Here is a 14,487-nt window from a genome sequence, read left to right on the forward strand (position 1 = left end):
CATGAGTGCGGAAATCATAGCCGCTGCTTCGGCAGCCTCAAGCGCCGCTGGCGAGGCAAATACGACCCGTGTGGTCGATCTGCAAAGCCATAATGTCAACAGCACCGCAGCATCCAATCCTACCGCCGCTACGCAATCGCGATTTGATGCCGCCATGGACCGGATCAGCAGTATCAATGGTACAGCCTCGACCACCGGCATGCCCAAGGCAATGTCCGGCATGATTGGCGCGCTGGACAAGGTCAATGTGCAGGCCAAGTCCGTCTCCGACTATGCAAAAAGTGCAGCAGATAGCGGGGGGACAATGACGCCGGGTGAGATCGTGAACCTCACCATGCGGTGTCAGGAATTCATGTTCCAGTGCCAACTGACGTCCAATATTGCCAATCGCAGTGCGGACGGTGTCCAGCAGTTGTTCCGGCAGCAAGGATAGGAGCATGATCAAGCCTGTTTGGGGATTTGCAAAATGGATTGTGGCGCTGGCGCTGGCGGTGTCGCTATCTGCCTGCTCCGAACAGGAACTGCATCGTGACCTGTCCGAAAATCAGGCCAATGAGGTTGTCGCCGTTCTCTCTGAATCTGGGATATCGGCGAGTAAACAGGCAATGGAAGACAATGTCTGGTCAGTGTCTGTTACCCAGGATGATTTCGCGCGTTCGGTGCAATTGCTGCGGGCCAATGGTCTACCACGAGAAACCTATGATACACTGGGCAGCGTGTTCAAAAAGGAAGGGTTTACTTCTTCTCCACTCGAGGAACGGGCCCGCCTGATCTATGGTCTGTCACAGGAATTGTCGCGCACGATCAGCGAAATTGATGGCGTTGTACAGTCCAGAGTCCATTTGACACTACCCGAACCTGATCCCCTGTCGCGCGAAGTGAAGCCATCTTCCGCCTCGGTATTTATCAAGTATCGACCCGGCTTTGATCTCGACAATCAAACATCATCGGTCAAATCACTGGTTGCCAATAGCATTGAAGGCCTGACCTATGAGAAAGTCTCGGTGGTCATGGTTCCCGGAAAACCGATTGCCCGTCCCGTTGAAGCATCCTGGTCGCCGCGCTTCGGATGGCTACGCTGGATCGCAATTTTGGGTGCGGTCGGTTTGACCCTGTTCGCGGCATGGCAATTCGTCAAAACGCGTCGGCGCGGCAGCGCACGCGATCTGTCCTCAGATCAAGATCCGATGACTGGAAAAGCCTATGCTTCGAACAAACGCAACTGAAGCCAGTGCGGACGCGGCGGAACGCGGCCATTCCTGTCGCATGAAGCTAGCCAGGAAACACCGCTTGCTTGGTGATCTTTCCAAGCCATCTCGCGCAGCGCGCTTTCGTGACCGGTTGCGTGGAAACGCGGATCACAATCGCGATATCGGAATGCGTTTTGCAGACCTGGTTGCTTTGCCACTCTGGTCGGTAGATCCACAGGCAGATCTGGGGAAGCTGGCTTATGCCGCTGGCCTGCTATGCTATCGTCCGCAACTGGATCAGGAATTGGACGGTCTGACGCTGCGATCCATTGCCCGGACAACCGGCGAAAAATTGTTCGACCAAGTGATGGAAGCGACACGGCCGGCAACATCAAATATCATGGCTTCTGAACGACCATTGCCAACACCGGCAGAGATTGCACAATGCGGCTCCGCGCTGATGGATCGGGTCGTCCGCTCATCCCAACCGGACAAGACAGGCGCCGACACAAGAGACGCACCGTGCGGCGGTGTCACCATAACGGAAGCACGTGCAATCTGTGATATGGCCTATCAGCTCATTCAGCAGGCTCCAATTTCAGCGGACCGGGAACAGACCTGATGGCTTACACGCTCTTTCATAGCGCCGACAAAGCGCTCTTCGCGGATTCACCGATAATCAAACAGGATGACGCCAAGAACATCTCAACCGCAGTGGATATGCTGGCCGAAGCAGAACAGATCAAGCAAAGCTGCGCCGCCGATCGGGCGGCGGCTGTCGAGCAAGGCTATGCTGAAGGTCGGGCCGCTGCGCTACAGGAGATGCGCGACCTTGTCGCCGCCGCGATTGTTCCGCTTGCGACCAAGATTGCCGATAATCAGGCCATGCATCAAAAGGATCTTGCTGCGCTCGCCTTTGGTGCGGTTGAACACATACTGGGCGCGATAGCCGATGACGATAAGATGACCGCAATCACCAAGCGGGCTCTTTCCAATGTCGACATGGATGATGTGGAGTCGATCGCCCTATCTCCTGATTTAGCCGAGGCCGTCCAATCCGGTTTGGCGGAAAATGCCGCACGCCTCGTCAAGGCCGATCCGGGTTTGCAAACCCATGATTGTGTCATTCGGACCCGATCAGGCGCCGTCCTTTGCGGCCTTGATTTGCAGCTGGAAACGCTTGGTACCCGTTGGGGTTTGTCGGACAAGACCGAGCAGGACGAGCAAGCATAGTGACCAACTCCGCCCCTCTTTTCCTGCAACCGGCCGAACGAGCGCACACCGGCAGCAGCTTGCTGGAGGCGTTGCGAGAGGCACCGCTCGTCGAACAGCGGGGCAAGCTGATCAGCGCTTTGGGAACATCACTGCGCGTGAAAGGGGTGCGCGCCCATATTGGTGACCTGTGCGAAATTCATACGCCGGGGAGCAGCGATATGGTTGCCGCAGAAGTTGTTGGCTTCAGTGAAGGCTGCGCCATCCTGACACCCTTGGGACCGGTGCGCGGCCTGGCACCGGATAGCGAAATCATCTTGCGCGGCGGACAGATGAAAGTTCCTTATGGCGATCATTTGTTAGGGCGGGTTTATAACGCAGCTTTGCAACCGATTGATGGGCTTGGCCCGATTGTCCGCCAACCTGCGCGCGGCCTACGCGGGGAGCCGCCCAGTCCGATGGAACGCAAACCAATCTCCACCCTGTTCGAGACAGGCGTGCGCGCCATTGATGGTCTGATGACCTTGGGTGAAGGACAACGGATCGGGATTTTCGCCGCGGCCGGCAGCGGCAAGAGCACATTGCTTGGAATGCTCGCACGTCATGCACAGGCCGATGCTTTCGTAATCGCCTTGATTGGAGAGCGCGGACGGGAAGTGCGGGAATTTGTTGAGGATGTGCTTGGCCCTGATGGGTTGGCTAAGGCGATCGTAATCGTAGCAACATCAGACCGTCCGGCGATGGAGCGCGTGCGCGCCGCCGAAGCAGCTACCGCAGTTGCTGAAGGCCTTCGCGATCAGGGGAAACATGTCGTATTGATGATGGACAGCATCACCCGCTTTGCGCGTGCCCATCGGGAGATTGGGTTGGCTGCCGGTGAACCCCCGGTCAGACGCGGATTTCCACCATCGATTTTCGCAGAGCTGCCGCAGCTTTTTGAACGGGCTGGCACCGCGCAGACCGGTGCGATTACCGGATTATATACCGTGTTGCTGGAAGACGAGGATGGCGACCCGATCGGTGAGGAAGTGCGTTCGTTATTGGATGGCCATATCCATCTCTCGCGGAAATTGGCTGCTAGCGGCCATTACCCTGCCATCGACGTGCCCAACAGTCTTTCTCGATTGACCGGACGGCTGGTCGGGTCTGGCCAGGCCGACGCGGCTCGGCGGATGCGGGCAATGTTGGCACGGCTCGCCGATATAGAACTACTGATCCAGATGGGCGAATATCAACCGGGTCAGGATGGACTGGCGGACAGTGCGCTTGCGGCAAACAAGGAGATTAACCGCTTTCTGCGCCAGACAATTGACGAGAAATCCAGTGCTGCGGAAAGCAACGCTTTGCTACGTAGCCTGACTGAGAGTGTCGATGCCTGATCGGAATTTGACCCAATTGCAGAAAATTGGCGGTCTGCGATTGCGGCGTAGCGAGCGCGAACTGAAAGCAGCGCGGAGCGCCTTGTCTGAGGCGGAAGCCGCGCGGACTCAAGCCGAGGAAAGCCTACAGGATCAAACAGCGCAAATGCACAAGGCCAAGCAGGAAAGCTATGCCAACCCGGCGTTGGAACAGGCCTGGATCTGGCAAAACGTCAGCGAACGGAAACGGCAGAACGCCGCCGTGCACCATGACAATATGTGCAGTGTAGAACAGAAGTGCGAGGAAGGACTGAAACAGGCCGGCCAAGCTCTATTGAAATCACAAGTCAAACAGGATGGCTTTGCGACTGTGATCCGGCAGCACAATAAAGCCGAAGAAAGAAAAACCGAGGATGCGCTCGCGGAAGAGCGGCAAGATAGCCTGCACCATCGGCCGAGAATGATATGACGATCAATCACGATCCTTCTGCCAACAGAGTGCCGCCGCCTTCGCTTTCGCCATCCTCCAAGAGCAAGCCATTTTCAGCGCATAGCCAAAGCCGCTTCGAGCGCTCTTTGCAGCAACAAGAAAACCGCGATGCGCGCTTTAGCCCATCGGACAAGCCAGCCGCGCACCGCAATGACGGCCAGCGCAATGATGAAAGCCGGTCGGAGCAGAAGCGCAGCAAGAACGCCGCCGACCGAGAGCAGAAGGGTGGCGAAAAAGGCAAGACGCAGGATGGCGCAGGCGAGCTATTTGCCTGGACCGGCGCAGCGCAGGGCCATGGTCCATTTCAGGGCGGCGGTGATATCGCGGCCAACAGAGTGCATGCGGGTCAGATAGATGTCGAACTCCAGGCCCAGATTGATCGCATCGCGGCGGCGATAGCCGAACAGGCGCAGCGCGGTCAGCAAAGCCGCTTCACCGTGCAGTTGCCCGGCGGACTTCCGATAGAAAGCGCGGTTCTGGCGCGATCCGCGACCGGCTATGTTTCGATCCTTCTGGTTGCCAGACCGGGCGCATTGGGACTGAATGATCGCAAGTTGATCCGCCGGGAGCTTCAGGATCGTTTGCAAAAACATCCAATCAAATTGGCTGAAATTGGTTTTGCCGGCAAGGCTGGTTAGTTACCTGTTATCGCCAGATATTATCGTAACAGCCTGGCGATCCCGAAAGCCCCGGCCAGTCCCAGGCCGCCGGCCAAAGCGATTAGCCCATAGTTGGACTCTGATTCTGTTGATGCGGCAGCCAGGGCGTCTTCCTGGCTATCGGGCTTGAGTGGATTGGCATCTGTCGCATCGCCCGTTTCGCGCATCCGAAAACCTTCGTCTGTCAAAGTCATGACATCGAGGTCCAGTCCGGAGTTTTTTGCACCCTGTTTCACGGCTTCTTTTACGGCATCCAGAAATTGGGGATTGGACTGCGCTTCTTCCACACTGGAATCGATCAAGGCCGCTTGAATAAGATAGGCTTCTGCAAGCTCCTGTTTCTCGGCCTGAGATGCGCCGGTCAGCGAAGGAACAGCGAGCAAGGCATTCTCAGATTGCTGCCGGACCGCCTGATAGGTTTTACGGGAAGGGGTTGTTGTTGAACCGCGACTGGCCTGATAAGCGCTCACCCACCATGCCGTGTAAGCATCGGCAACATTGTTGGTTTGCAGGCCGACCGAACCCATCGCCCTGTCAATCAAGCCCATCACATCGGCCGACGCAAAAATCGCCTGCATCTTGGCGGCACCTTCCGGATCAACTTTCTTGGAGCGGTCAACGAACTTCTGGAGATTCTGTTTTTGACGGGCCTTGCTAGAGGTAAACCGCAAAGATGATCTGTCCACGCCGGGATTGCTTTGAACATTAGGTGCGAAAAACTGGTTTTGCCGCCGTTCTGCGTTGCGTCTGTCAAGCAGCTCTCGGTTCAAATTGGACATCGCAAAATCGGGGGCAATCTGGATGACCGGAGTGGAGAAACTTTGCGCGGACAGATGTGCCGCCGATAGGCTGGTAAAGAGTGCGAATGTTGTACCGTAAATTGCCAGTTTTTTCATATCTGCCTTCTCCTGGTGATGGATCAAACGCAACTCTGTGCGGTTACCCTTACCAATTTATTATGAATGGCGTATTTCAAACACCGTAAGTTGATAGAATATCGGGATATTCGGAACGAAAAAGGGCGACCTTTACGAGAAAGGCCGCCCTCAATTCTTCCATTTGTCTGTTTAGTTTTTGCGCGCCATGTTTGCGTTGGCTTCGCCGATCGACTTGATCGCATTGTTCAGGGCATTGGCCACCAGGCTCAATTCCTGGCTCAGAGCCTGCATTTGTGCGCTCAGCTCACCGGTTTTGTCGGTCTTGTCGATTTTCTCACCAATATCGATCATGTCGTCCATCTTGTCGTCCATAACCTTGCCGAGGGCCAGCGCCAGCCGGACCAGCCGTGACTGGCCGCCGCTAATGCCGCCATCTTCATCATCTTCACCATTGCGCATACGCTCCAGCATGCTTTCGGTCATTTGCGAGACGATGTTATCGGACTGACGTTGCAGCTCGCCTTGTTGACGGGGAGAAAGGCCAACCATTTCGGTCAACTGGGCAATGGCGTCCCCGACATTATTCGGCATGCCTTGAGTGCCCGATGCAACCGCAAAGCTATTTTGTGCCATGCTGATCAATGATTGCGGCAAGCCCAGTTGTTGACCAACTTGTTGCAGAACCTGCTGCGCGATTGAGCTGCCAACCATCCGCAGGCCAAGTGATACCCAGCCCGCTGGACCCATGGCCAATTGTGCCAGGTTCATTGGGTTGATTACGCTGCCTAAAATTCCGCTAAAAAGTCCCATCGTCATTCTCCTTCAAATTTCTGCCTAACGGCTAAGGGTGCATTGGGCGGGAACAAGCCACCGCCTCGTCCCGTCGAAATTTGTTATGCGCTGATTCGAATTTTTTCGCCCTCGGCGTTTTGCTTAGAAAGCCTCATCGAAATGCTTAGGGCGGGTGGTCATTTTGCCGAACGACAATGTAACCAGCTTGAAATATATCGAGAATTCATCAGCAAAAGCCGGGGGGCTCAATTATGAATGCTATTAATACTATTGCCGGAACCGGGTTGGCACCGATCAATTTGTCGGGGGCCGACAATTTGCCGGCTGGTACGGCCATGCAGATTAACGCTGACCCACTACCGCTTTCTCCCGTCGGCCAGGCGGTGATCCCGGTGGTGGTGGACGTCGCTTTAACAGATGGCGTGAAGGACCTCGCGTGGCGCCAAGAGCAGTTGCAAACCGGGCATGTGATAATCGACATTGATGACCAATATCTGCTGAGCATTGATGAATATCAGGGTGAAGTCTTGATCGACAATCGCATGACCGGGGAAGCCACCCGGATCTGGGGCAATGCGCAAGTGAATAGCGATGGCATGGAAAATTTGCAGTTTTGGGGCACGACCACATTCGTGCTGGACAATCAAACCAAGGTGACCGCCGAAACTGTAATTTCAGAGCTAAACCCCAATGCCTATATTCTCGACAGGCTGGTCATCGTTAAAAGCACCCGCGCAATCATTGTTTCCGGTGCAGGCGTAGAAACCAAAGGTGACATGACGGTCAGCCTGAGATCAGACGCCGTTTCAGTGGATCTCGACACACCGGATAATTTCATTCTGAAGGAAAATAGCGATGGTGCCGGTTGGATCGCCCAGAATACCGGTGAAATAGCAACGCAGGAAGATCTGGACCTGACCGCGCCGGGCGAACTTTTCGGTATGCAACAGTCCCTGGCCAGTCTCAGCGAACTGAGCATATTATTCTGCCGGTTTCTCTCCATGGCCAATATCAGCCTGCTCACCCGGACACTCTATAACCCGATTGAAACTCCAGTTAACGATGATTGCGACCGGCAGGGGGCGATGAGACAGATTACCAATGCAGATATAGCTGCGCATCTTCGGAGCGGTTCAGTCACCGGCAGCTATTGATCGCTCTCAATTCACCGGGTGAAACAACAGGCCGGCCAAGGCGACCAGACCGCGCGAACCATCGACCTCCAGCTTGCCAATCGCATTGTTCAAATGCGTCCGCACGGTGTTGTCATGAATGTTGAGCAGGCTGGCAATATCGGCATTCGACCGGCCCCAGCCCAAAAAGCGCATCACCGCTGCCTCGGTACGCGATAATGTTTGCAGCGGTCCAATATAGCTTTGGGGTACGCGCCATCCCTCGACCTGAAATTCGCCGATGCGCAGTTCCTTTTGCGCCGCGTCGGTTGCTTGTTCATTATCCTTGATCCGCGCGATCAGCGCCGCAAGCTGTTCGATATCATCGACGCCTGCGCCAAGGCGGTCCGGCGTTGCAGCGCGATTTTCCTGAGCGGAGGAGGCGATACCACCGGAAGGGCGCTCATTGGTCATTGCGCATTCTCCACTGCCAAAGAGGCTTTTTCAATTATCGCCAACACGCGGTTGAAATCTTCCGGGCCGCCATTGTCCTCGACGGCGTTGTCGATTGCATGAACTAGATGTTCGACCGAATAGGCAGCAGGCCGCGCACCCAGCAAGCTGGCGCTTTGTTCTGCAAATTGATGTAGGGCTGCGGTCAGCCGGGCCGCCTCTGCGCCGTCCGCTGACAGTTCTCGTGACAAGGAACCGGACAGCGCTTCTATCTCGTATAAATCATGAGCCGTAATAAAGTTCCTACCGCGCCGATTGTCATCCTGATCGTCTTGTGCTGTTAGGTTGAGCGTGTCGGCAACATGACCTGCAATCTGTGCGGCCAGCGATGACAAGGCCGCGCCCGCTCGGCTGCCGCCACCGCGACCGGACAGGCGCACAGCGTTGATGCCGCTCAAACCGGTGCGAATATCGTTACTCATGGTGTCAGAATAACCGTTCACTCATTCTATTACAATCATTTGCCAACATTAAAGCGGCTGCTCGGCCGCGGGCATAGTCATAATGACTAGTTCAGCTAAGCATAATGTCGAGTGACGATTCATCGGATCAATGACACCTTTCAACGTAGGGCTCGAACAGACAGGCGGGCCATATAGGAAGAGAAGGAAGTGACCATGAACCCGGCAAATCCAGCAATGACAAATTTTAATGCCTTTACCAGTGCGCTGACCCCCACGCAGCTGGTCAACGGTATGCAGCTTAATTTTGCGGCAGGGATTATGGGACAATTTTTTAATCCCTTGAATGCAGGTCCCTTTGCCGGCGGAATGCTGCCGCTGATGCTGGGCCTGCGCTGTTTTTCCGGCCTGCAAGGATGCAGTATCGCAACTGGCGGGTGCATTCCGCCATTCACCCCCTGCCCGATGCCGGATGTTCAGCCCCAACAACAATGGACAGCACAAATGACCGGTACGGGCACAGCCGACGTTGACTTAGGCGATGGCTATACCCTGCAATTTGATGAAAAGAGCAGCGAGATTTATATTCACAACGCCAATACCGGCGAGCAAACCCGGATATGGGGTGATCCGCATGTCGATGTAGATGGCAAGCGCGCTTTTGACTTTTGGGGCACCACTACCTTCACCTTGGAAAATGGCACCAAGATCACAATCAATACCGAACAGTGGAAAGGCAATCCCAATATGTATGTCGCCAGCCAGGTTGTCGTGACAAAAGGGTCCAACGCACTGGTCGTCGACGGGATCAGCCAAAATCAATTAGGCGATTTACAAGTCAGCATGTCGAACAACGGCTATGCCGTCGATGCCGCGCATCGCGACGGTTATGTCTTGCATGAAAATGATAGCGGTGCGGGTTGGAATTCCGAACTGACCGGTGAGCTGGCCACCCAACAAGACCTGAATGCAACCCGCCCGGGCCGCGAATATGGTCCTGGTAGCGAACTGCCAAGCCTCGGTGAACTCAGCGGTTTTCTTGGCACTTTCCTGATCTCGGGAATGCTCTTCAATCTGCTCGCTGAAGAGATGATCCAGACTGAGCTTTCCCGTTTGATGCCGCAAAGATTTGATATGTAGTATCAACGATCTTCTATGATTCATTTCTAGATCATGAAGATATCGCTTCAGTATCTGCACTAGGTAAAAAGAGATAATAGAGCTCAATTTTTTGTTTGATCTCCAACGTCCGCTTTCACACCCAAGGTAGCCACAAGCAGACTATCCGATTCCGGTCCAATTTCAGTCAGCTCGACATTGCTATTTTAGTGGCCGCTTATTGCCGTCAGATCACTGCGAAGCTTGAACAAACTGCTATCGTTTTAATATGGGTATAAGTTCTTATCTTAAATATAAATAACTGTTATATTTTAATAATTTTCAAAAAGCTGGCGGAGAGACAGGGATTCGAACCCTGGGTACGATCGCTCGCACAACGGTTTTCGAGACCGCCCCATTCGACCACTCTGGCACCTCTCCGCACTCTGGCACTTTGCCTTGGAAACCGTGGCCTTTAAGACCACAAGCATCGAATGTGCGGCGCGCTTAAACTATGATCTGCGATTTGCCAAGCGAGAAACCGCCATATCCTTCAATGGCGATCGCTTGCATATGTCTGGTAACTGATTAAATTGCACATATGGTTCAAACCAAACATCTTGCTTCCACCAATCCGCTACCCAAGGATACACCATCGGTATTGAATGCGAACTTTGCGATTGGTGACGTGGTTCGGCACCGCATCTTTGATTTTCGTGGTGTGATCTATGATATCGACCCGGTATTTGCGAATAGTGATGAATGGTATGATGCCATACCCAAGGATTTGCAGCCCTCTAAAGACCAGCCTTTTTATCATCTTTTGGCGGAAAATGCGGACAGCAGCTACATTGCTTATGTCAGCCAGCAAAATCTGCTGGAGGATGACAGTGGAGAGCCAGTTATGCATCCCGAGGTTGGACGCATGTTCAAAGCGGTAGATGGCGGCAAATACAAGTTGCACCGGATTCACCGGCACTAGACCGGCATCTCAAGCTAAGACTTTATCTTCCAACCCTTTTTCAGCAAAATATAGCACAGGGTAGTGAGAGCTATGTTAATGCCAAGCAGAACCACGGAACCAACCAATACCGGAGAATCGGCTTCCCCCAGAAAGCCATAACGGAATCCCGAAATAGCATAGAAGAATGGATTGGCATGACTCACCGCCTGAAATGCGGGTGCGAGGCGGTCTATCGAATAGAAAGTACCTGATAACAAGGCCGCTGGAGCCACGATAAAATTCGTCACCGCAGCCGCATGATCAAATTTCTCTGCCCAGATCGATGTTAGAACGCCCAAAAGGGCCAACATTGCCGATCCCATGAAACCAAACCAAATAACCGCCCACCAGTGATCGACGCCAACATTTACTCCCGGCCAAAGCGCCATGGCTAGCCAGACTGCAAATCCTACCAACACTGCGCGTGTAATGGCCGCGGCCACCAAGCCGGCCAACAATTCTCCCACTGAAAGCGGTGGCATCAGATAATCAACAATCGTGCCCTGAATTTTTCCGACTAAAAGTGAAAAGCTGCTGTTCGCGAAAGCATTTTGGATCATGCCCATGCAAATCAGTCCTGGCGCAATGAAATCGGCAAACGGCACGCCCAATACGGTGCGATCTCCCCTGCCCAGGGCAACGGTGAAAATTACCAAGAATAACAGTGTAGTAATAGAGGGAGCCCACACGGTTTGGAGCTGCACCTTGAAAAAACGACGCACCTCTTTCCAGTAAAGCGCCAGAAAGCCACCCCAGTTCACGCCGCGAATGACAGCGACACCCGGTTCTGCATAGGTCTGCGCAATAAATTCGGATTGATCAGAGTTGTTATTTTTGGGCTGGTCTAACATAGGCTTTTCGCCTATCGGCTCCAGACAGCAATCACAACCCATATTATAACGGCACTGATACCGTATGATTGAATATACGGTTTCAAGGCCTATATTGGGCGCAGTATGGGAATAGTTAGGATTTTTGCATGGCGTGGACCGACGAACGTATCGATCACCTGAAACAGATGTGGGAAAAAGGCCTGACAGCCAGTCAGATTGCCGAAGAACTTGGCGGCGTGAGCCGTAACGCCGTTATTGGTAAGGCGCATCGTCTCGGGCTGAAATCACGTCCATCTCCGGTAAAAGCCAAGGCAAAGACACCCAAGGGTGACAAGCCTGCTGCAAAACCGAAGAAGGCCGCCGCCAAGGCAACCAAAAAACCAAAGCCCAAAGAAGAGCATGTTGCGCGCCGCGCTATGCCGCCGCCAACGCCTGCTGCACGGACTCACGCTGCACAACAGTCAAAAATGCCAAAACCTGACGGCCCCAAGATTGTTTCCGTTGGCCCCGGTGGTTTCTTGCGGCAAGGTCCCGGTGATCAGCAAGCACCCATCCCGCCCGCACCGCCTCGGCGTTTGGTTCCGGCTAAGCCCAGCGAGGAAATGGCCGACAAGACCAGCCTGCTTGACCTGAACGACAAAATCTGTCGCTGGCCGATCAATCACCCTGGCGAACCCGATTTTCATTTCTGTGGAGCAGAGGTCAATCCGGGCTTCCCGTATTGCGTTGAACATTGCGGGCGCGCGTTTCAGGCACAACTCCCACGCGGCGCGCGACGTGCGCCTCCGCCACTTCCTTTTGGTGGTCCAAGAGTCCGGTAAATCAGCCAAAGAGGCAATATTTTACAGGCCATTTGGCAAGAGGCTGCATAAGCCTCTTGCCAGTCTGACTCTGACGCTCTTATAGGATCATTATGTCTGATGATCTTTTTGGCGCTGATCCTTCCAGCGGCTCGGCTCCCGCTTCAAAATCCGGTGAATATGATGCCTCTGCGATCGAGGTATTGGAGGGCCTGGAACCCGTTCGTAAGCGACCCGGCATGTATATTGGCGGTGTGGACGAACGCGCGCTTCATCACTTGGCTGCCGAAGTCATTGACAATAGCATGGACGAAGCAGTGGCGGGGCATGCAAGCCGCATAGAAATTACGCTTGATCGCGAAAATCGCCTGACAGTTACGGATAATGGTCGTGGCATTCCGGTAGATCCCCACCCCAAGTTCCCGGACAAATCGGCTCTTGAGGTCATCATGACTACCCTGCACTCTGGCGGGAAGTTTTCTGATAAAGCCTATGCAACATCAGGTGGCCTGCATGGTGTTGGTGTATCGGTTGTCAACGCCCTGTCGTCTGACACTGTTGTGGAAGTGGCCCGCAACAAAACCATATACCGGCAATCCTTCTCCCAAGGAAATGCCACGTCAAAACTGGACGAAGTTGGCAGCACGCCCAATCGGCGCGGAACCACTATATCCTTCATTCCTGACACAGAAATTTTTGGCGAAGGCAACAAATTCAAGCCTGCACGCCTGTTCAAAATGGCGCGCTCCAAAGCGTATCTTTACGCAGGCGTCGAAATCCGCTGGAAATGCGATCCAGAACAGGCCAGCGATGATGTACCAGCTGAAGCAGTATTTCAATTTCCTGGCGGCCTGTCTGACCATTTGCGGGAACAACTGAGCGGCCGTGAATGTGTCACCACAGACTTTTTTGCAGGGAATCAGGAATTTCCCGATAGCGCTGGACGTGTCGAATGGGCCATTACCTGGCCGATTTGGACGGACGGCAGCTATAGCTGGTATTGCAATACTATCCCGACACCCAATGGCGGCACCCATGAGACAGGGCTACGAAACGCATTGGTGAAGGGTTTGCGAGCCTTTGGAGAGTTGGTGCAGGTCAAAAAGGCATCTCAACTGACGGCGGATGATATAATATCGGGCGGAGAGATGATGCTTTCTGTCTTTATCCGTGACCCGCAATTTCAAAGTCAGACCAAAGACCGGCTGACGTCTCCAGAAGCGGCAAAATATGTCGAGAATGCTTTACGCGATCATTTTGATCATTTCCTGACAGACAATATGGATCGGGGCAAAGCGCTCCTTGGCTTTGTCATGGAGCGCATGGAAGAGCGGCTGAAGCGCAAGGCTGAGCGTGAAGTGAAACGCAAAACGGCCACAAGCGGTCGCAAAGTTCGCTTGCCGGGCAAGCTCACTGATTGTTCCGGCAATGACCCAGAGGGTACGGAATTGTTCATTGTCGAGGGTGACAGTGCTGGTGGCTCGGCCAAACAGGCTCGCGACCGGAAAACGCAGGCAATCCTGCCCATCCGCGGTAAGATCCTCAATGTAGCTTCGGCCAATAGTGCCAAGATTTTTGCAAATTCCGAAATTGCCGACCTGACACTGGCATTAGGCTGCGGCACGCGCAAAGACTGCGATCCCGACAATCTGCGCTATGAGCGTGTAATAATCATGACTGATGCGGATGTGGATGGCGCTCATATTGCGACGCTGCTCATGACCTACTTTTTTCAGGAAATGCCAGAATTGGTCCGTCAAGGGCACCTGTTCCTCGCCCGGCCACCACTCTACCGCCTGACCGCTGGCGGTAAGAGCCTCTATGCACAGGACGATGAAGCACGAGCCGAAATCGAAAATGGGCCGTTTAAGGGCAAGAAAGTTGATGTTAGCCGGTTCAAAGGTCTCGGTGAAATGAACCCCGGTCAACTTAAAGAGACCACAATGGATCCTGATACACGTTCTCTATACCGTGTGACCTTGCCCCAGGAATATGAAAACCGAGCCGTTGTGAAGGATCTTGTTGATCGGCTCATGGGTAAAAATCCCGAACATCGGTTCAATTTCATCCAACAAAATGCTGCCAGCCTAGATGAGGAATCCATTGATGCCTAACCGGATCATTGGGATCTGGCTTTTAGCAGCATTT

General features: G+C 53.9%; 17 protein-coding genes and 1 tRNA gene. 12 read left to right on the plus strand and 6 right to left on the minus strand.

The features are described from left to right. Position 1 precedes the first annotated feature (1 nt). From BS29_RS10470 to BS29_RS10500, 7 genes are read left to right on the plus strand one after another with little or no spacing between them, the layout of a single operon-like run. Complete coding sequence (locus BS29_RS10470) at positions 2-433, plus strand: hypothetical protein (protein WP_229953601.1); 432 nt, start codon at positions 2-4, stop codon at positions 431-433. A 4-nt stretch (positions 434-437) separates the two neighbouring features. After that, complete coding sequence (sctJ, locus tag BS29_RS10475) at positions 438-1,226, plus strand: type III secretion system inner membrane ring lipoprotein SctJ (RefSeq protein ID WP_229953602.1); 789 nt, start codon at positions 438-440, stop codon at positions 1,224-1,226. Then, positions 1,204-1,812: a hypothetical protein gene (locus tag BS29_RS10480; protein WP_229953603.1), complete on the plus strand. Its 609-nt coding sequence runs from the start codon at positions 1,204-1,206 to the stop codon at positions 1,810-1,812. The genes sctJ and BS29_RS10480 overlap by 23 nt, the downstream gene beginning before the upstream one ends. Continuing rightward, the gene (locus BS29_RS10485; RefSeq protein WP_229953604.1) at positions 1,812-2,423 is read left to right on the plus strand and encodes a FliH/SctL family protein; all 612 of its coding nucleotides are present in this window, start codon (positions 1,812-1,814) and stop codon (positions 2,421-2,423) included. Before BS29_RS10480 ends, BS29_RS10485 begins: the two co-directional genes overlap by 1 nt. After that, positions 2,423-3,781 carry a FliI/YscN family ATPase gene (locus BS29_RS10490; RefSeq protein WP_229953605.1) on the plus strand — a complete coding sequence of 453 codons (1,359 nt, stop codon included), beginning with the start codon at positions 2,423-2,425 and terminating at the stop codon, positions 3,779-3,781. The genes BS29_RS10485 and BS29_RS10490 overlap by 1 nt, the downstream gene beginning before the upstream one ends. After that, complete coding sequence (locus BS29_RS10495) at positions 3,774-4,229, plus strand: hypothetical protein (RefSeq protein WP_229953606.1); 456 nt, start codon at positions 3,774-3,776, stop codon at positions 4,227-4,229. Before BS29_RS10490 ends, BS29_RS10495 begins: the two co-directional genes overlap by 8 nt. After that, positions 4,226-4,888 carry a hypothetical protein gene (locus tag BS29_RS10500; RefSeq protein WP_229953607.1) on the plus strand — a complete coding sequence of 221 codons (663 nt, stop codon included), beginning with the start codon at positions 4,226-4,228 and terminating at the stop codon, positions 4,886-4,888. Before BS29_RS10495 ends, BS29_RS10500 begins: the two co-directional genes overlap by 4 nt. A 20-nt stretch (positions 4,889-4,908) precedes the next feature. Here the strand turns inward: BS29_RS10500 and BS29_RS10505 are convergent, their stop codons facing one another. Continuing rightward, a complete protein-coding gene (locus BS29_RS10505) occupies positions 4,909-5,805 on the minus strand; it encodes a DUF6683 family protein (RefSeq protein ID WP_229953608.1) in 897 nt (298 codons plus the stop codon). Between the two features lie 171 nt (positions 5,806-5,976). Further along, on the minus strand, positions 5,977-6,597 hold the full coding sequence (locus tag BS29_RS10510; protein ID WP_229953609.1) for a hypothetical protein: 621 nt from the start codon (positions 6,595-6,597) through the stop codon (positions 5,977-5,979). Positions 6,598-6,830: 233 nt separating this feature from the next. On the opposite strand from BS29_RS10510, the gene BS29_RS10515 reads away from it, so the two are divergent. Then, complete coding sequence (locus BS29_RS10515) at positions 6,831-7,733, plus strand: DUF1521 domain-containing protein (RefSeq protein WP_229953610.1); 903 nt, start codon at positions 6,831-6,833, stop codon at positions 7,731-7,733. A gap of 6 nt (positions 7,734-7,739) precedes the next feature. On the opposite strand, the gene BS29_RS10520 is transcribed toward BS29_RS10515, so the two are convergent. Both BS29_RS10520 and BS29_RS10525 read right to left on the minus strand, forming a co-directional pair. Then, positions 7,740-8,165, minus strand: a complete 426-nt coding sequence (locus tag BS29_RS10520; protein ID WP_229953611.1) for a helix-turn-helix domain-containing protein — start codon at positions 8,163-8,165, stop codon at positions 7,740-7,742. Continuing rightward, positions 8,162-8,626, minus strand: coding sequence for a hypothetical protein (locus BS29_RS10525; protein ID WP_229953612.1), 465 nt, complete (start codon positions 8,624-8,626; stop codon positions 8,162-8,164). The genes BS29_RS10520 and BS29_RS10525 overlap by 4 nt, the downstream gene beginning before the upstream one ends. Before the next feature lie 195 nt (positions 8,627-8,821). Here BS29_RS10525 and BS29_RS10530 point away from each other — a divergent pair, with 195 nt between their 5' ends. Further along, positions 8,822-9,745 carry a DUF1521 domain-containing protein gene (locus BS29_RS10530; protein ID WP_229953613.1) on the plus strand — a complete coding sequence of 308 codons (924 nt, stop codon included), beginning with the start codon at positions 8,822-8,824 and terminating at the stop codon, positions 9,743-9,745. 309 nt (positions 9,746-10,054) lie between these two features. On the opposite strand, the gene BS29_RS10535 is transcribed toward BS29_RS10530, so the two are convergent. Continuing rightward, positions 10,055-10,144: transfer RNA gene (locus BS29_RS10535), tRNA-Ser, on the minus strand. A 160-nt stretch (positions 10,145-10,304) separates the two neighbouring features. Here BS29_RS10535 and hspQ point away from each other — a divergent pair. Next, a complete protein-coding gene (hspQ, locus tag BS29_RS10540) occupies positions 10,305-10,685 on the plus strand; it encodes a heat shock protein HspQ (RefSeq protein WP_229953614.1) in 381 nt (126 codons plus the stop codon). Positions 10,686-10,699: 14 nt separating this feature from the next. Here the strand turns inward: hspQ and BS29_RS10545 are convergent, their stop codons facing one another. Beyond that, complete coding sequence (locus tag BS29_RS10545) at positions 10,700-11,557, minus strand: ABC transporter permease (RefSeq protein WP_229953615.1); 858 nt, start codon at positions 11,555-11,557, stop codon at positions 10,700-10,702. A gap of 128 nt (positions 11,558-11,685) precedes the next feature. On the opposite strand from BS29_RS10545, the gene BS29_RS10550 reads away from it, so the two are divergent. Together BS29_RS10550 and parE are read left to right on the plus strand one after the other, a co-directional pair. Next, positions 11,686-12,360 (plus strand): GcrA family cell cycle regulator, encoded by a 675-nt coding sequence (locus BS29_RS10550; protein WP_229953616.1) that lies wholly within the window; start codon positions 11,686-11,688, stop codon positions 12,358-12,360. A 92-nt stretch (positions 12,361-12,452) separates the two neighbouring features. Next, positions 12,453-14,453 (plus strand): DNA topoisomerase IV subunit B, encoded by a 2,001-nt coding sequence (gene parE, locus BS29_RS10555; protein ID WP_229953617.1) that lies wholly within the window; start codon positions 12,453-12,455, stop codon positions 14,451-14,453. Positions 14,454-14,487: the final 34 nt, after the last annotated feature.

This window comes from Parasphingorhabdus litoris DSM 22379, from assembly GCF_020906275.1.
GTDB classification, from domain to species: domain Bacteria; phylum Pseudomonadota; class Alphaproteobacteria; order Sphingomonadales; family Sphingomonadaceae; genus Parasphingorhabdus; species Parasphingorhabdus litoris.